The organism is Brevundimonas sp. (assembly GCF_036732845.1).
Classification (GTDB): domain Bacteria; phylum Pseudomonadota; class Alphaproteobacteria; order Caulobacterales; family Caulobacteraceae; genus Brevundimonas.
On record NZ_DAINBO010000004.1, the window covers coordinates 1 to 16,701 of the forward strand.

Sequence of the window (16,701 nt, forward strand, 5' to 3'; positions counted from 1 at the left end):
CGCCGGCGCCGCCGAACAGGCCGATCTTGCCGCCCTTGGTGTAGGGGCACATCAGGTCGATGACCTTGATGCCGGTGACCAGGATTTCCGACGACGTCGACTGCTCTTCAAACGAAGGCGCCTCGCGGTGGATCGGGCGGAACATGGTGGTCTTGATCGGGCCTTGTTCGTCGATCGGCGCGCCGACGACGTTCATGATGCGGCCCAGGGTGCCCGGGCCGACCGGAGCCAGGATCGAGTTGCCCGTGTCGGTCACCGGCTGGCCGCGCGTCAGGCCTTCCGAGGTGTCCATGGCGATGGTGCGGACCATGTTCTCACCCAGGTGCTGGGCGACTTCCAGGACCAGGGTGAACGGCTCGCCCGTCTTCTGGTCGACGTTCTGGGTCTCCAGCGCCGACAGGATGGCCGGCAGGTGGCCCTCGAACTCGACGTCGACGACGGCGCCGATCACCTGGGCGATGCGGCCGGTGGCGACGGCGGCGGCCTTGGGCGCGGCGGTCTTGGCGGCGGCCTTGGGGGCCTTGGGAGCGGCCGGCTTCTTGGCGGCGGGTTTCTTGGTCGTGTCGGTCATCGGTTCGTTCCGTTCGGAATGTCGTGTCGGTATCGGATCAGAGCGCTTCGGCGCCGGCGATGATCTCGATCAGTTCGGTGGTGATCTGGGCCTGGCGCTTGCGGTTGTATTGCAGGGTCAGGCTGTTGATCAGGTCGCCCGCGTTGCGGGTGGCGTTGTCCATGGCGCCCATCTGGGCGCCGAAGAAGCTGGCCTGGTTTTCGTACAGGGCGGCCAGGATCTGGGTGGTGATGTTGCGCGGCAGAAGCGTTTCGAGGATCTCCTCCTCGGACGGCTCATACTCATAGGTCGCGCCGTTCAGATCGATCGGAGCGGCGTCGCCGTCGACGACGGCGGGGATCAGTTGCTTGGGCGTCGGCACCTGGGCGATGACCGACTGGAAGCGGCTGTAGAACAGGGTCACCACATCGGCGTTCCCGGCCTCGAACTCTTCCGAGATCAGGGCCGCGATCGGCTCGGCCGCCGGCAGGCCGATGACCTTGTGGTCCGACATTTCAAAGGTGCGCACGATACGGTCGCCGTACAGGCGCGCCAGGCCGTCGCGGACCTTGCGGCCCACGGCGATGATGCGGACGTCCTTGCCTGCGGCGGTCAGGGCGTTGATGCGCTCGCGCGCGGCCCGGATGACGTTGGTGTTGAACCCGCCCGCCAGGCCCTTGTCGCCGGTGGCGACGACGATCAGGTGCTTCTGATCCTTGCCGGTGCCGGCCAACAGTTTCGGCGCGCCGTCGCCCGAGACGCCGGCGGCCAGGTTGGCGATGACCGCGGCCATCTTCTTGGCGTAGGGGCGGGCGCTTTCTGCCTGATCCTGGGCGCGCTTCAGCTTGGCCGCGGCGACCATGTTCAGGGCCTTCGTGATCTTCTGCGTGGATTTCACGCTTCCGATCCGATTGCGCATTTCCTTGAGGCTGGCCATTCGGGCTGCTCTTCCTAGTCCCTAGTGATCAGCTTCAGGCGAAGGTCTTGGTGAAGGCTTCCAGCACCGACTTCAGCTCGGCTTCAAGCTCGGGCGTCAGGTCCTTCTTGGTGCGGATGCCTTCCAGCAGGCCGGGGTTCGACGACTTGATGCGGGCCAGCAGTTCGGCCTCGAAGCGGCCGATGTCGCCCACCGCGACGCCGTCCAGATAGCCGCGCGTGCCGGCGTAGACCGAGACGACCTGCTCTTCCATGGTCAGCGGGCTGTACTGCGGCTGCTTCAGCAGCTCGGTCAGGCGCGCGCCGCGGGCCAGCAGCTTCTGCGTCGAGGCGTCCAGGTCCGAACCGAATTTGGCGAAGGCGGCCATTTCCCGGTACTGGGCCAGCTCGCCCTTGATGGTGCCGGCGACCTTCTTCATGGCCTTGGTCTGGGCCGAGGAGCCGACGCGCGACACCGAGATGCCGACGTTCACGGCCGGGCGGATGCCCTGATAGAACAGGTCCGATTCCAGGAAGATCTGGCCGTCGGTGATGGAGATGACGTTGGTCGGGATGTAGGCCGACACGTCGTTGGCCTGCGTCTCGATGACCGGCAGCGCGGTGAGCGAGCCCTTGCCGTTGTCGTCGTTCAGCTTCGCGGCGCGCTCCAGGAGACGCGAGTGCAGGAAGAACACGTCGCCCGGATAGGCTTCGCGGCCCGGCGGGCGGCGCAGCAGCAGCGACATCTGACGATAGGCCACGGCCTGTTTCGACAAGTCGTCATAGACGATCAGGCCGTGCATGCCGTTGTCGCGGAAATACTCGCCCATGGCGGTGCCGGCGAACGGGGCCAGGAACTGCAGCGGGGCCGGTTCCGACGCCGTGGCGGCCACGACGATGGTGTATTCCAGCGCGCCCGACTCTTCGAGCGTCTTGACGATCTGGGCCACGGTCGAACGCTTCTGACCGATGGCCACATAGATGCAGTACAGCTTGGCCGATTCATCGGTCGTGGCGTTGACCGACTTCTGGTTCAGGATGGTGTCGATGGCGACGGCGGTCTTGCCGACCTGACGGTCGCCGATGATCAGTTCGCGCTGGCCGCGGCCGACGGGGATCAGGGTGTCGATGGCCTTCAGGCCGGTCTGCATCGGCTCGTGCACCGACTTGCGCGGGATGATGCCGGGGGCCTTCACGTCCACGCGGCGGCGCTCGGTGAATTTGATCGGACCCTTGCCGTCGATCGGCTCGCCCAGCGGGTTGACGACGCGGCCCAGCAGGCCCTTGCCGACCGGCACGTCCACGATCTCGCCCAGACGACGGACTTCATCGCCTTCCGAGATGGCGGTGTCGGCGCCGAAGATCACCGCGCCGACGTTGTCGCGCTCCAGGTTCAGGGCCATGCCCTTAACCCCGGCCTTGGGGAATTCGATCATCTCGCCGGCCTGGACGTTGTCCAGACCGTGGATGCGGGCGATGCCGTCGCCGACCGACAGCACCTGGCCGACGTCCGAGACGTCCGCCTCGACGCCGAAATTGGCGATCTGCGACTTCAGGATGGCCGAGATTTCAGCGGCGCGGATGTCCATGTGGATCTCTCTGTCTTCGTCTTCTTCAGGGCGAGCCGGTCAGGCGCGCTGCATTCTTGTGGTCGGCGCGCTTACGCGCGCTTCAGGGCGAATTTCATCTGGTCGAGCTTGGTCTTCAGCGAGGCGTCGAACAGCTTCGAGCCGACCTTGACCTTCAGGCCGCCCAGGATCGACGGATCGACCCGGACGGTGGTTTCGGGGTCCTTGCCCAGCGCCGTGCGCAGGGCCGACTGGATCGACTTCAACTGGGCGGCGCTCAGCGCCTGGGCCGAGACGACCTCGGCGGCCACCACGCCCATCTTCTTGGCGTACAGGGCCTCGAAGGCGGCGATGACGGCGGTCAGGTCGCGGGCGCGGCCGTTGGCGGCCAGCAGGCCGAGAAACTTCTTGGTCGTGGCGTTGAACTTGGCCTTGTCGGCGATCGCCGTCAGACCCTTGCCCTGATCCTCGGCGGCGATGACCGGCGAGGTCGCCAGGCGGCGCAGGTCCGCGCTCTCGCCCCAGGCGGCGCGCAGCGACCTCAGATCGGCGCGCACGGCGTCCAGCGCCTTGGTCTCGTCAGCGAGGTCGAACAGCGCCTGTGCGTAGCGCTCGCCGACTTCCGTCGTCCTGAAATCATCAGCCACAGATATAATGTCCGCGCGGGTTAGCGTTCGGGTCGTGGCCGATGCGAACTCCCGCACCAACCAAAGGCTTGAAATGCTTGCAGAAAGCATACCAGGGACGCGTCTTGCGACGCGCCCCTTGGCGAAGCCGGGCGCCGGATAGCACCTATCCCCCCAAACCGCAACCGAGACAGCAGGCCGCAGCCTCAGTGGCCGACGCCGTTCGCGAACGCCTTTTTGGGCAGGAAGTGCATCACGGCGACGATCACCGCCCCCACCGCCAATCCGACCATCGCCGAGGCGAAGGCCGTCGCGGCCCAGCCGGCGACCGGCCCGACGACGGGCGCGCCCGCCGCCCAATGCCCGAAGGCCTCCACCAGGCCCGGGATCGGGGTGAGGTGGTACGCGTGCAGGCCATGGACGATGATGCCGCCCCCGACCCAGAGCATCGCCGCGGTCCCGATCGTCGCCAGGCCGCTCAGCACCACGGGCATGGCGCGCACCAGCCCCTGACCCAGCGCCCGCGCGGAGGCGGATCGCCGCCCCGTCAGATGCAGGCCGATGTCGTCCATCTTCACGATCAGCGCCACGACGCCATAGACGCCCCCCGTGACCAGCAGGGCGACCACCGCCAGCGCCGCCGCCTGCGTGAGCAGCGGCTGGTCGGCCAGATCCGCCAGGGCGATGGCGGTGATCTCGGCCGACAGGATCAGGTCCGTGCGCACGGCCGAGCCGACCATCTGGGCTTCCCGTTCCTCAGAGGCCAGCGCCAATTCCTCGACCGGGGTCTCGCCGTCGCCATGCCCGGCCAGCTTCTCCCAAAGCTTTTCGCTCGCCTCGAAACACAGATAGGCGCCGCCGATCATCAGCAGGGGCGTCAGCGCCCAGGGCGCGAAGGCGCTGATCAGCAGGGCGCCGGGCAACAGGAACAGGAATTTGTTTCGCAGCGACCCCACGGCGATCTTGCCGATGATGGGCAGCTCCCGATCCGGCGAGAATCCCATGGCGTAGCCGGGCGTCACGGCCGCGTCGTCGATGACCACGCCCGCGGCTTTCGCGCTGGCCCGGCCGGCGGCGGCGGAGACGTCGTCGACGGAAGCCGCCGCCATCTTGGCTATGGTGGCGACGTCGTCGAGAAGGGCGGCAAGACCGGAAGGCAAGGATCACCTGCGCGTTGCTGGACGCTCCCTGCTAGGGGAGCCGAGGGCCGGGGTCCAGAGCGGGTGCGACAACCTGCGCTGCCGGGTTTCGTTGCTGGCGGCGACGCCGTCCGCTAGTCAGCCGAAATGCAAGACATCGCCGTTATCATGTCCGACCCCGCCGCCTGGGCCGCCCTGATCACTCTGGTAGTGATGGAGGTCGTGCTCGGCATCGACAATCTGATCTTCATCTCGATCCTGTCGAACAAGCTGCCGCCCGAACATCGCCAACGGACGCGCCGCATCGGCATCGGCCTGGCGCTGATCATGCGCCTGGGCCTGTTGGCGACGATCGGCTGGATCATCGGTCTCAAGGCGACCGTCTTCGACCTGGGCTTCTCCGGCGCCGGCTGGGACACGGCCTTTAGCTGGAAAGACCTGATCCTGATCGCGGGGGGCCTGTTCCTAGTCTGGAAGGCCACGACCGAGGTCCACCATGCGGTCGACACCAGCATCGGCGACGATCTGCTGGAAAAGAAAAAGACCACCGCCGTCATCAACAACGTCGGCGCCGCGATCGGCCAGATCATCATGCTGGACCTGGTCTTCTCGATCGACTCCATCCTGACCGCCGTCGGCATGACCGATCACGTGCCGATCATGATGGTGGCCGTGATCTTCGCCGTCATCGTCATGCTGGTCGCCTCCGATCCGCTGGCGAACTTCATCGACAAGAACCCGACCATCGTCATGCTGGCGTTGGCGTTCCTTTTGATGATCGGCATGGTGCTGATCGCCGACGGCTTCGGCGTCCATGTGCCCAAGGGCTACATCTACGCCGCCATGGCCTTCTCGGCCCTGGTCGAGGGGTTGAACATGATGGGCCGCAGCGCCTCGGCGAAAAAGGCGGCGGCGGCCGCCGCCGCCAGCGCCGTCCTGAACGACCGCGAAAAGGCCGAGCCGGGGGTCTAGCCCCCGGTCGTTTCCGCCACCCGCTTGCGCTCGGCCTCAGTCGCCTCGGCGCGGGCGCGCTTCTCAGCGGCCAGCCGATGCTCGATGGCGACCAGGTCGCGGTTGTTCTCGGCCGAGGCCTCGGCCCGGCTCTGACCGGCCTTGCGGCCGGTGATGTCGGCGATGACGATCGGGGTCACACACTCACGTCTGTCGGCCCACCACCAGCGGCCGCCCTTTTCGCAGCGGTCGCCGGGCTGCGCCCAGTACACCTGATAGATCCCGGCCCCCGCCGCCAGCACGGCGAAGACGGCGAAGAACAGCACGCCCAGCCGGGCCGGCGTCAGGAAGCGGTTGATCATGGCGTTCCGTTCGGTGTTTCGGGCATGAGTTTCCCCGGCGTTACGTTGACAGGCCGGATGCGGCGGTCCAATCCCTGCCGCAACAATCCGACGCTTTCATGGATAGGACAATGAAGGTTCTCGTCCCCGTCAAACGGGTGATCGACTCCAACGTCAAGGCCCGCGTCAAGGCGGATCAGACCGGCGTCGATCTGGCCAACGTCAAGATGAGCATGAACCCCTTCGACGAGATCGCCGTCGAAGAGGCCGTGCGCCTGAAGGAAGGCAAGGAGCATCACGCCGCCGGCACCGCCGACGAGATCGTGGTCGTCTCCATCGGCGTCAGCCAGGCCCAGGAGACCATCCGCACCGCCCTGGCCATGGGCGCCGATCGCGGCGTGCTGATCCAGTCGGACGCCGACCTGGAGCCGCTGGCCGTCGCCAAGATCCTCAAGGCCGTGGTCGATGAGGAGAAGCCGGACCTGGTGCTGATGGGCAAGCAATCCATCGACGGCGACAACAACGCCGTGGGCCAGATGCTGGCCGCCCTCTTGGACTGGCCCCAGGCCACCTTCGCCGGCAAGCTGGCCATCGGCGGCGGCAAGGCGACGGTGACGCGTGAGGTCGACGGCGGCCTGCAGACTGTGGCGGCGACGCTGCCCGCCGTGGTCACCGTGGACCTGCGCCTGAACACGCCGCGCTACGCCAGCCTGCCCAACATCATGAAGGCCAAGAAGAAGGAGATCGCCATGAAGGCGGTCGCCGACTACGGCGTCGACACCACGCCGCGCCTGAAGGTGCTGAAGGTCTCCGAGCCGCCCAAGCGGTCGGCGGGCGTCAAGGTCGCCGATGCGGCCGAACTGGTTTCCAAGCTGAAGTCCGCGGGGGTGCTGTAATGGCCGTTCTCGTCATCGCCGATCACGACGGAAACGTCGTCCGCGACACCACCAACAAGACGGTGACCGCCGCCCTGGCCCTGTCGGGCGACGTGGACGTGCTGGTGCTGGGCAAGAACGCCAAGGGCGTCGCCGAGGCCGCCGCCAAGATCTCGGGCGTGCGCAAGGTGCTGCTGGCCGACGGCGACGCCGTGGGCCACGGCCTGGCCGAGGCGGTCGAGGCGACCGTCCTGCCGCTGGCCGGCGGCTATGACGCCGTCCTGACCCCGGCCAACACCGACGGCAAGAATTTCGCCCCGCGCATCGCCGCCAAGCTGGACACGGCGCCGATCTCGGACATCGTCGAGGTCGTCTCGGCCGACACCTTCGTGCGCCCGATCTACGCCGGCAACGCGCTGGAGACCGTCCAGTCGTCGGACGCCAAGAAGGTGATCACCGTGCGCCCGACCGCCTTCGCGGCGGCGGCCGACGGCGGCTCGGCCCCGGTCGAGACCGTCACGGCGGGCCAGGCGGCCAAGTCAGCCTTTGTCTCGGAAGAGATGGTCAAGTCGGATCGTCCCGAACTGGGCGCCGCCAAGATCGTCGTCTCGGGCGGCCGCGCCCTGGGTTCGGCCGAGGAGTTTCAGGCCGTCATGGACCCCCTGGCCGACAAGCTGGGCGCCGCCGTGGGCGCCAGCCGCGCCGCCGTCGACGCCGGCTACGCCCCCAACGACTATCAGGTCGGCCAGACCGGCAAGGTGGTCGCGCCCCAGCTCTACATCGCCATCGGCATCTCGGGCGCCATCCAGCACCTGGCGGGCATGAAGGACTCCAAGGTCATCGTGGCCATCAACAAGGACGCCGACGCCCCGATCTTCCAGATCGCCGACTACGGCCTGGTCGCCGACTACAAGACCGCCGTGCCCGAGCTGATGAAGGCGCTGGGGTAGGGTTCACTCTGTCGCGACACCCTCAGATCGATCGCGGAGCGGGCATGAGCAATCATGCCCGTTTCCACATCCGTCTGACGCCCGGGGCCGCCCATGACCGCATCGACGGCTGGGATGTGGACGCCGACGGGCGTCCCGTCCTGAAATGCCGAGTGCGGGCCAAGCCGATCGAGGGCCAGGCCAACGTCGCCCTGGCCGCCCTGTTGGCCAAGGCCTTGGGGACGCCCAAGTCCGCCGTCTCCATCCTGCGCGGCGATCAGTCCCGAACCAAGGCGGTCGAGGTGCGCGACCTGAGCCTGGACGATATTCGAGATCGTCTTGAGAGATCGTGATCTTTCCAGCCTCGCCCATCGGCCGCCACGGGTGGAATGACGCAGAGGTGAGGCGGCGATTGAGTCCGGCTTGACCATCGGCGATTGACGCCGCCGCCTTGCACCTGTTCAGTTCCCCGGCCGTGCGCCGACCGATGCGCGAGGGGGGAGCTTTCCGATGAGATCATTTCGCCTGACCGGCGTCAGCCTGGCCGCGCTTTCGGCCCTGACCCTGGCCGCCTGCGCCACCACCGGATCGTCATCCGGCGACGGAGCCGCCGCGGCCGCGCCGCGCGAGCGTGAAGCCATGGCCCGCGGCCTGGACTACGCCGCCAACCCCGATCCCTATCCCTCGACCTACGCCGCCCTGCCGCGTGAGAACATGGCCATCGTCGGCGCCACCGTCCTGACCGGCGCGGGCCAGAAGATCGAGAACGGCGTGGTCGTGGTCACCGACGGCCGCATCACCGCCGTCGGCGGGCCCGGCACCGCCGTCCCGGCCGGGCACCGGGTGGTCGATGCGCGCGGCCGCTACGTCACCCCCGGCGTGATCGACGTGCACAGCCACTTGGGCGTCTATCCCTCGCCCGGCGTCCAGGGGATGAGCGACGGCAACGAGGCCACCAACCCCAACACCGCCCAGGTCTGGGCCGAGCACAGCCTGTGGCCCCAGGACCCCGGCTTCAACACCGCCCGCGCGGGCGGCGTCACCACGCTTCAGATCCTGCCCGGCTCGGCCAATCTGTTCGGCGGGCGCGGCGTGACCGTACGCAATGTGCCGTCCATCACCATGCAGGGGATGAAATTCCCCGGCGCCCCCTACGGCTTGAAGATGGCTTGCGGCGAGAACCCCAGCCGCGTTTACGGCAGCCGCAACTCTTCGCCCGCCACGGGCATGGGCAATGTCGCCGGCTATCGCGCCGCCTTCATCGCTGCGCGCGAATACAAGGCCAAATGGGACAAGTGGCGCGAGACCGGCGAGGGCAGCCCGCCGACCCGCAACCTGCAGCTTGAGACCCTGGCGGGCGTTCTGGACGGTTCGGTCCTGATCCAGAACCACTGCTACCGCGCCGACGAAATGGCGGTGATGATCGATATCGCCAAGGAGTTCGGCTACCGCATCACCGCCTTCCACCACGCCATCGAGGCCTACAAGATCGCGCCGCTGCTGGCCCGCGAGGGCATCTGCGCCGACATGTGGACCGGCTGGTGGGGCTTCAAGATGGAGGCCCTGGACGGGTTGGAGGCGAACGCCGCCATCGTCGACGCCCAGCCCAATAGCTGCGCCGTCATCCATTCCGACGACGCCCAACTGACCCAGCGCCTGAACCAGGAGGCCGCCGCCTCCATCGCCGCCGGGCGCCGCATCGGCATGAACATCCCTGAAGAGCGCGCCATCGCCTGGATCACCCTGAACCCGGCTAGGTCGCTGGGCATCGCCGATCAGACCGGCAGTCTGGAGACCGGCAAGCGCGCCGACGTGGTGATCTGGTCCGCCGATCCGTTCAGCGTCTACGCCCGCGCCGATCAGGTCTTCATCGACGGCGCCCTGACCTTCGACCGCATGAACCCGGCCTATCAGCCGGTGTCCGATTTCGAGCTGGGCCAGCCCGGCTTCGCCATGCCCGCCGCCACCGTCGATCAGGGAGCACGCTGATGCGCCTCAAGACCCTCATCCTCGGCGCCGCCGCTTCCGCGTCTCTCGGCGTCCTCGCCCTGGCCGCGCCCGCCGCCGCCCAATCCCTGACCGCCATCACCGGCGGCCGGGTGCTGACCGGAACCTCGGTGATCGAGAACGGCACCGTGGTGATCCAGAACGGCCGGGTCGTCTCGGTCGGATCAGGCGCCGCGCCGTCCGGCGCCCGCGTCATCGACGCGCGCGGCAAGACCGTGACCCCCGGCCTGGTCGCCGTCGACGCCGTCCTGGCCGTGTCCGAGGTCGGCTCGGTGTCAGGCACCGGCGATTCCAGCAACAACGCCAACTCCATCTCGGCCTCGTTCGACGTCTCCTACGGTCTCGACCCCTGGTCGATCACCCTGCCGGTGGCGCGCCTGGGCGGCATCACCCGCGCCGTCGTCACCCCCAGCCATTCCGGCGGCGGCGACGGCCACGACCACCAGGACGACAGCGACTTCGCCGGCGTCGGCGAGGGCGGGCTGCAGTCGCCCGGCCTGTTCGCGGGCCAGGCGGCGATCATCGACCTGGGCCAGGGCGGAGAAATCCTGGTCAAGCCGCGCGTGGCCATGGTCGCGCCCTTCGGCGAGGCCGGGGCCGGCATCGCCGGCGGCGCGCGCGGGGCCGAGTTCGTCCAGTTCAAGGAGACCCTGGCCGAGGTCCGCCTCTACGCCCGCAACCGCGCCGCCTACGACCGCGCGGGCTTACGCGACCTCAGCCTGTCGCGTGCCGATCTGGAGGCCCTGATCCCGGTGGCCGAGGGACGGATGCCGCTGATCGTCACCGCCCGCCGCGCCGCCGACATCCGCCAGGTCCTGCGCCTGGCCCGCGAGGAGGGTCTGAAGATCATCCTGGACGGCGCCGAAGAGGGCTGGCTGATCGCCGACGAGATCGCGGCCGCCCAGGTTCCGGTCCTGCTGGACGTGCTGAACAACCTGCCGTCCAACTTCGAGATGCGGGCGGCGCGGATGCAGAACGCCGCGGTGCTGAACGCCGCCGGAGTGGTCATCGCCATCAAGGGTTCGGACGGCGGCGGCCGCGTGCGCGAGATGCGCTACAACGCCGGCAACGCCGTGTCGCACGGCCTGCCCTATGCGGCGGCCATCCAGGCGATCACCGTCAATCCGGCGCGCATCTTCGGCATGGGCGGCCAGTTCGGCGAGCTGCGCCCCGGCGCGGCGGCCGATGTGGTGGTCTGGTCCGGCGATCCGTTGGAGCCGCTGACCATCGCCGAGGCCGTCTTCATCGACGGCCAGGAACAGCCGATGACCAGCCGCCAGTTCCTGCTGCGCGACCGCTATGCGCGTCCGGGAACCCTGCCGCCGGCGTATAATCGGTAACGTCTCTCCCTTCTCCCCCAAGGGGAGAAGGGTTAGATCGGCGCATGGCCGCCACCCTCTACATCGACGCCGACGCCTGTCCGGTGAAGGACGAGGTCTATCGCGTGGCGCGGCGTTGCGGGTTGAAGGTGTTCGTCGTCTCCAACGCCTGGATCAATACGCCGCGCGAGCCGCTGATCGAACAGGTGGTGGTCGACGCCGGGCCGGATGTCGCCGACGACTGGATCGCCGAACGGGCCGGGCCGGGCGACATCGTCATCACCGCCGACATTCCCCTGGCCGACCGCTGTCTGAAGGCGGGCGCCCAGGCGTTGAAGGCCAACGGCCAGTCGTTCACACCGGACTCCATCGGTTCGGCCCTGGCCGGGCGGATGATCGGCGAGCATCTGCGGTCCATGGGCGTGGCGACATCGGGTCCGCCGCCGTTCGGACCCGCCGACCGCTCGCGCTTTCTTCAGGCCCTGGACGCCGCCGTGACGCGGGCCATGAGGGCCGCGCGGTGATCCGCGTGCCCGAAGACGAGCTGGAGTTCCGCTTCTACCGCGCGGGCGGACCCGGCGGGCAGAACGTCAACAAGGTCGCCACGGCCGTGCAGATGCGGTTCGACGCCCGCAACTCGCCCAGCCTGACCGAGGCGGTGAAGGCGCGGCTGCTGAAACTGGCGGGATCGCGCGCCACCCTGGACGGCGTCATCCTGATCAATGCGGTGCGGTTCCGCACCCAGGAGCGCAACCGCGCTGACGCGATCGAACGCTTGCAAGGCCTGTTGGACAAGGCCGCCGTCGCCCCGATCTATCGCGTGCCGACCCGGCCGACCCGCGCCTCGAAGGAGCGACGGCTGGACGCCAAGTCCAAACGCTCGGGTCTCAAGAGCGGCCGGGGCAAACCCAGCCTGGATTGATCTCAGTTCGTGCGCGGCGCCTGGGCGGGCGGGGGCGGCGTCGGCGCCTCGGCCGGCGCCGGACGGAACAGCAACAGGGCGATCTCGTCCTCGGCGTTGAAGCCGATGATCCACTGGGTCCGGGCGTTGGCGAAGTCGAGGGCGAACAGCTCGGCGCCTTGCTCCTGGCCGACATAGATGACGTCGGTCAGGCCGCCGAAGCCCTTGATCAGCGGCCCGATGGTCGCCGCCTGACCGCGGATCCGGCTCGCCAGACCCTCGCTGAACATGGCGTAGTTCAAGGTGTCGGTCTGGACCCCGGTCACGACGGCGCGCAGGGCGTCCTCGGCGCGTTTGACGTCCGGGCCGACCTCGGCCGCCGGGGCCGGCATGGGGGCGGTCATGTCGGGCGGGGCCGTGCGCACCCGGTCCCCGGCGGGCGTCGCGGGACCGTCGAAGGTGTTCGGAATGGCGGCGGCGGCGCGCGGGCCGTCGAAGGTGTTGGGCAGGGTCGCGGCGGCGGTCCCGGCCGGACGCGGCGTGGGCGCCGTCTGCGCCGCGACAGGCTGGGCGATCAGAGCCAGGGCGACGGCGGCGATCAGGATCTTCATCGGCGAACCTCCCGTATGATCAGGACAGAATGCCCGGCCAAAGCGACAAGACAAGGGCGGTGACCGCCGCACCCAACAACAGGCTTAGGCCCGCGACGATCCAGCCCGGCCCGCGGGGGCGTTCGACCACCACCGTTTGCGGCTGGGGCGGGTCCTGCACCAACCGCGACAGGGCCTTGAGGGCGGCCACGACCTCTTCGACGGCCGCCTTCGCCTGGGCGGCGGGACCCAGTTCACGGCGGATCCAGCGTTCGACCACCGGCCGAGCCGCCTCCCACAGATCGTGATCGGGGTTCAGGCGGCGCGCCACCCCCTCGACCGAGACCATGGTCTTTTGCAACAGGATCAGCTCGGGCCGCAGATGCATGTCGAACAGGGCCGTGATCTCGAACAACTGGCCCAGCAGGCGGCCCATCGACACCTGCGACGCCTGTTTGCCGATCACCGGCTCGCCCACAGCGCGCAGGGCCTGGGCGAAGGCCTGGACCGAATGTTCAGGCGGCACATATCCGGCCTCGAAATGCACCGTGGCGATGCGGTCGTAGTCACGGCTCAAAAACCCCCACAGGATCTCGGCCAGATAGCGCCGCTCGGCCGGACCCAGGCGCCCGACGATGCCGAAATCGACCGCCGTCACCTCGGCCGGAGCGCGGGCGAACAGATTGCCTTCGTGCAGGTCGGCGTGGAAGGCGCCGTGGTCCAGGGCCTGGCTCAGGAAGGCGCGCACGATGTTGTCGGCCAGGGCGTCGCGGTCCAGTCCCGGCTGCTCCACGGCGGCGGGATCGGTCATCGGCAGGCCCGGCGCCCATTCCAGCGTCAGCACCCGCTTGCCGACCCCGTCCCAGACCACGGCGGGCGCCGACATATGGCCGCCGCCGTCCTGGGCCGAGGCGCGCATGATGTCGCCCAGTTCGGACGCGGCCGCCGCCTCCAGCCGCATGTCCAGTTCGAGCTGAAGCGCCCGCGCCACCGTCTCGACGAAGGCCTGAGGCTCCAGCCGCCGCGCGGGCGGCACGAAGCGGTCGGCCAGGCCGGCCGCCAGCCGCATGGCCTCCAGCCCCTTGGCCACGCGCCGCTCGACGCCGGGCCGCAGCACCTTGACCGCCACCTTGCGCCCGTCCGTCAGATAGGCCGGATGCGCCTGGGCCAGGGACGCCGCCGCCACCGGCTCTCCGAACTCGACGAACAGGGCCTCGACCGGGCGGCCCAGCGACCGTTCGACCTCGGCCTTGGCCTCGGCCGTCGGAAACGGCGCCAACCGGTCCTTCAGCCGCCCCAGGTCGGTGGCGAAGACCGGCCCGAAGATGTCGGCCCGCGTGGCCAGCACCTGGCCCAGTTTGATCGCCACCGGTCCCAGCCGCTCGCAGGCCCGCGCCAACCGCTCGCCCGGCCGTCCCTGGCGCGACTCGCTCCCGGCGAACAGGTGCAGCAGATGGGCGATCCATCGCGCCCAGACCGGCAGCAGGGGCGTGATTTCGCGCGGCGTCAGGGCGTCGTAGCGGACCAGAACCCCCAGCCAGCCGATCAGGCGCAAGGACGCGCCCACAGGATCGCGCACCGGCAGGGCGCGCGGCTTGTCCGGCGGCGTCTTGACGTGGATCCGGCTCAGATCGCCCACCCGTGGTGGATGGCGGCGATCCCGCCCGACAAATTGGTGTGGGTCACGCGGCTGAAGCCCGCCTGTCCCATCATCCGCGTGAAGGCGGCCTGATCGGGAAAGCGGCGGATGCTCTCGACCAGATACTGATAGCTGTCGCGGTCGCCCGCGACCCAACCGCCGATGCGCGGAATGGCGTGAAAGGACCAGGCGTCATAGGCGCGGCGCACCGGTTCGGCCACGGGCCGCGAAAACTCCAGACACAGGAAGCGCCCGCCGGGCTTCAGCACCCGCCGCGCCTCGCTGAGCGCCCCGGCCACGTTCGAGACGTTCCTGATGCCGAAGCTGATCGAATAGGCGTCGACCGAGGCGTCGGGCAGCGGCAGGGCCATGGCGTCGCCGACGGTCCAGCTCATCTCCGGCTCGCCGCCCTTTTCGACCCCGGCCAGGATCATCTCGGCGTTGTAGTCCAGCACGATGACCGAGGCGTCCTGGCCCCCCATCCGTTGCTGGGCCGCGCGCGCCATCCTGGAATAGCGCCGCGCCATGTCGCCGGTGCCGCCCGCGACGTCCAGGATGACCTCGCCCGGACGGGGGTTCAGCTTGGCCGCCGCCGCATCCTTCCAGAGCCGGTGCACGCCCGCGCTCATCAGGTCGTTCATCAGATCGTATTTGGACGCTACGCTGTCGAAGACGCCGCGCACCATGCGCACCTTCTCGCGCGCATCCACGTCCTTGAAGCCGAAGGGAGAGGTGGCCGTTTCGCTCATCCGCGCGGTCTAGCCTTTCGGCGCCGCCCCGTCATCCTTCCGCATGGCCGCAGGCGCGGTAACCGGCGCATTTCCCCGAACCGGCGGGACCGGTCGCCGCGCGACGTCGTGCGTCCCGCTTGCCGCCAGACCCGGCCGCGCGCTACGGCAAGGGTCGAACCGCGTCGGAGCCGCCGTCATGTCCAGTCCCGTCATCGAGATCGCCCAGGCCCTGGCCGCCCTGCCCGACTGGCGCCGCGCCGACGATCCGCGCCCGGCCGTGGCCCGCACCCTGCGGTTCGCCGACTTCAACGCCGCCTTCGGCTTCATGAGCCGTGTGGCCCTGAAGGCCGAGGTCATGGACCACCATCCCGAATGGTCCAATGTCTATGACCGGGTCGAGATCGTGCTGACCACCCATGACGCCGAGGGCGTGACCGAAAAGGACCTGACCCTGGCCCGGTTCATCGATTCCATCGCCGGAGCGGCGAAATGACCGCCGGGCGGCCGGGGCGCGTCGCGGGCAAGACGGCCCTGATCACCGGCGCCGCCGGGGGCCTGGGCGAATCCATGGCCTGGATGCTGGCCCGTGAAGGGGCCAAGGTCGCGGTCACCGACATCGACGGCCCGCGCGCCGCCGCCCTGGCGGCCGCGATCAACGCCGAGGTCCCCGGCGCCGCCTTCGCCCACGCCCATGACGTGGCCGACGAGGATCAGTGGGCCGCCGTCATCGCCGCCGCCGTCGATCAGATGGGCGGCCTGTCGGTGCTGGTGAACAACGCCGGGATCGGCGGCGATCTGGTCTTCGTCGAGGGCGACACCGCCGCCAACTGGGACCGCCAGTATCAGATCAACCTGCGCTCGGTGATGTTCGGCTGCAAACACGCCATGGCGCATCTGCGGGCCTCGGCCCCGGCGTCGATCATCAACATCTCGTCGATCGCGGCCCTGGCGGCCGGGCCAGGCATGGGCGCCTACAACGCCACCAAGGCCGGGGTGTGGATGTACACCAAGACCATCGCCCTGGAGGCGGCCAAGGCCGACTGGAACGTGCGCTGCAACTCGGTGCATCCGGTCTTCATCAAGACCGCCATCCTGGACCCCTTCGTCGCCATGAGCGGCGGCGACGAGACCAAGGCCCACGAACGGCTGGCGCGCGGCATTCCGCTGAAACGGATCGGCGAACCGGACGACGTGGCGTACTGCGTGCTCTATCTGGCCTCGGACGAATCGAAATTCGTCACGGGGTCCGAGTTCAAGATCGACGGCGGCATGACGGCCCAGTGAAGGGTCGCTGAAGGCTCAGAGACCCACGTCCCACACGCCCGCGTCGCGCATCCGGCACTCGCGCGCTTCGTCGGCGCGCCCGCTCATTTCGCAGGCCATCTTGCAGATCGAGGACGACACCGTGGCCTTGTGCACCCCCGGCACCAGGGCGTGGGTGAAGGCGCAGGCGGACAGTTTCAACAGGCGAAACCCGAACCGCGACGAGGCCGCCATATGCTCGAAATAGCTTTCCTTCACCTGGCGCGGGTGTTCGAGGAACAGGCGGTTCAGCGTCTGGATCATGGGCGGACAGTGTAACGCCATCCGGTCCCGCCCTCTACCCTCGCGGGACGATTT

General features: G+C 68.8%; 19 protein-coding genes and 1 pseudogene. 10 read left to right on the forward strand and 10 right to left on the reverse strand.

Features of this window, described 5'->3' with window-relative positions; all coding sequences use genetic code 11:
- The 5 genes and pseudogenes from V7D63_RS02455 to V7D63_RS02475 all read right to left on the reverse strand — a co-directional run.
- Positions 1-571 (reverse strand): annotated as a pseudogene (locus tag V7D63_RS02455) (F0F1 ATP synthase subunit beta); the annotation flags it as partial.
- Between the two features lie 37 nt (positions 572-608).
- Positions 609-1,487 (reverse strand): F0F1 ATP synthase subunit gamma, encoded by an 879-nt coding sequence (locus V7D63_RS02460; RefSeq protein ID WP_333590665.1) that lies wholly within the window; start codon positions 1,485-1,487, stop codon positions 609-611.
- A 34-nt stretch (positions 1,488-1,521) separates the two neighbouring features.
- Complete coding sequence (gene atpA / locus V7D63_RS02465) at positions 1,522-3,054, reverse strand: F0F1 ATP synthase subunit alpha (protein WP_333590666.1); 1,533 nt, start codon at positions 3,052-3,054, stop codon at positions 1,522-1,524.
- Between the two features lie 71 nt (positions 3,055-3,125).
- Positions 3,126-3,680, reverse strand: a complete 555-nt coding sequence (locus tag V7D63_RS02470) for a F0F1 ATP synthase subunit delta (RefSeq protein ID WP_333590667.1) — start codon at positions 3,678-3,680, stop codon at positions 3,126-3,128.
- Positions 3,681-3,865: 185 nt separating this feature from the next.
- Positions 3,866-4,819, reverse strand: coding sequence for a DUF808 domain-containing protein (locus tag V7D63_RS02475; RefSeq protein WP_333590668.1), 954 nt, complete (start codon positions 4,817-4,819; stop codon positions 3,866-3,868).
- Positions 4,820-4,945: 126 nt separating this feature from the next.
- Here V7D63_RS02475 and V7D63_RS02480 point away from each other — a divergent pair, with 126 nt between their 5' ends.
- Positions 4,946-5,770 carry a TerC family protein gene (locus V7D63_RS02480; protein ID WP_333590669.1) on the forward strand — a complete coding sequence of 275 codons (825 nt, stop codon included), beginning with the start codon at positions 4,946-4,948 and terminating at the stop codon, positions 5,768-5,770.
- Here V7D63_RS02480 and V7D63_RS02485 read toward each other — a convergent pair.
- Positions 5,767-6,111, reverse strand: a complete 345-nt coding sequence (locus V7D63_RS02485; protein WP_333590670.1) for a hypothetical protein — start codon at positions 6,109-6,111, stop codon at positions 5,767-5,769. The two genes, V7D63_RS02480 and V7D63_RS02485, sit on opposite strands and share 4 nt — an antisense overlap.
- A gap of 110 nt (positions 6,112-6,221) precedes the next feature.
- Between V7D63_RS02485 and V7D63_RS02490 the strand changes: the two genes are divergently transcribed.
- From V7D63_RS02490 to arfB, 7 genes are all read left to right on the forward strand, one after another.
- Positions 6,222-6,986, forward strand: coding sequence for an electron transfer flavoprotein subunit beta/FixA family protein (locus V7D63_RS02490; RefSeq protein ID WP_333590671.1), 765 nt, complete (start codon positions 6,222-6,224; stop codon positions 6,984-6,986).
- A complete protein-coding gene (locus V7D63_RS02495) occupies positions 6,986-7,915 on the forward strand; it encodes an electron transfer flavoprotein subunit alpha/FixB family protein (RefSeq protein WP_333590672.1) in 930 nt (309 codons plus the stop codon). Before V7D63_RS02490 ends, V7D63_RS02495 begins: the two co-directional genes overlap by 1 nt.
- Before the next feature lie 44 nt (positions 7,916-7,959).
- Positions 7,960-8,247 carry a DUF167 family protein gene (locus V7D63_RS02500; protein WP_333590673.1) on the forward strand — a complete coding sequence of 96 codons (288 nt, stop codon included), beginning with the start codon at positions 7,960-7,962 and terminating at the stop codon, positions 8,245-8,247.
- Between the two features lie 157 nt (positions 8,248-8,404).
- Positions 8,405-9,883, forward strand: coding sequence for an amidohydrolase (locus tag V7D63_RS02505; RefSeq protein WP_333590674.1), 1,479 nt, complete (start codon positions 8,405-8,407; stop codon positions 9,881-9,883).
- On the forward strand, positions 9,883-11,241 hold the full coding sequence (locus V7D63_RS02510; protein ID WP_333590675.1) for an amidohydrolase family protein: 1,359 nt from the start codon (positions 9,883-9,885) through the stop codon (positions 11,239-11,241). Before V7D63_RS02505 ends, V7D63_RS02510 begins: the two co-directional genes overlap by 1 nt.
- A 44-nt stretch (positions 11,242-11,285) precedes the next feature.
- Positions 11,286-11,744, forward strand: coding sequence for a YaiI/YqxD family protein (locus tag V7D63_RS02515; RefSeq protein ID WP_333590676.1), 459 nt, complete (start codon positions 11,286-11,288; stop codon positions 11,742-11,744).
- A complete protein-coding gene (gene arfB / locus V7D63_RS02520; RefSeq protein ID WP_333590677.1) occupies positions 11,741-12,142 on the forward strand; it encodes an alternative ribosome rescue aminoacyl-tRNA hydrolase ArfB in 402 nt (133 codons plus the stop codon). The genes V7D63_RS02515 and arfB overlap by 4 nt, the downstream gene beginning before the upstream one ends.
- A gap of 2 nt (positions 12,143-12,144) precedes the next feature.
- On the opposite strand, the gene V7D63_RS02525 is transcribed toward arfB, so the two are convergent.
- From V7D63_RS02525 to V7D63_RS02535, 3 genes are read right to left on the reverse strand one after another with little or no spacing between them, the layout of a single operon-like run.
- The gene (locus tag V7D63_RS02525; RefSeq protein WP_333590678.1) at positions 12,145-12,732 is read right to left on the reverse strand and encodes a hypothetical protein; all 588 of its coding nucleotides are present in this window, start codon (positions 12,730-12,732) and stop codon (positions 12,145-12,147) included.
- Positions 12,733-12,751: 19 nt separating this feature from the next.
- Positions 12,752-14,350 carry a 2-polyprenylphenol 6-hydroxylase gene (ubiB, locus tag V7D63_RS02530; protein WP_333590679.1) on the reverse strand — a complete coding sequence of 533 codons (1,599 nt, stop codon included), beginning with the start codon at positions 14,348-14,350 and terminating at the stop codon, positions 12,752-12,754.
- Positions 14,338-15,099 carry a class I SAM-dependent methyltransferase gene (locus tag V7D63_RS02535; protein WP_333590680.1) on the reverse strand — a complete coding sequence of 254 codons (762 nt, stop codon included), beginning with the start codon at positions 15,097-15,099 and terminating at the stop codon, positions 14,338-14,340. The genes ubiB and V7D63_RS02535 overlap by 13 nt, the downstream gene beginning before the upstream one ends.
- A 178-nt stretch (positions 15,100-15,277) precedes the next feature.
- Here V7D63_RS02535 and V7D63_RS02540 point away from each other — a divergent pair, with 178 nt between their 5' ends.
- Complete coding sequence (locus V7D63_RS02540; protein ID WP_333590681.1) at positions 15,278-15,574, forward strand: 4a-hydroxytetrahydrobiopterin dehydratase; 297 nt, start codon at positions 15,278-15,280, stop codon at positions 15,572-15,574.
- On the forward strand, positions 15,571-16,365 hold the full coding sequence (locus V7D63_RS02545; RefSeq protein WP_333590682.1) for an SDR family oxidoreductase: 795 nt from the start codon (positions 15,571-15,573) through the stop codon (positions 16,363-16,365). The genes V7D63_RS02540 and V7D63_RS02545 overlap by 4 nt, the downstream gene beginning before the upstream one ends.
- 15 nt (positions 16,366-16,380) lie before the next feature.
- Here V7D63_RS02545 and V7D63_RS02550 read toward each other — a convergent pair whose 3' ends face one another.
- Positions 16,381-16,647 (reverse strand): DUF6356 family protein, encoded by a 267-nt coding sequence (locus tag V7D63_RS02550; RefSeq protein WP_333590683.1) that lies wholly within the window; start codon positions 16,645-16,647, stop codon positions 16,381-16,383.
- Between the last annotated feature and the right edge of the window lie 54 nt (positions 16,648-16,701).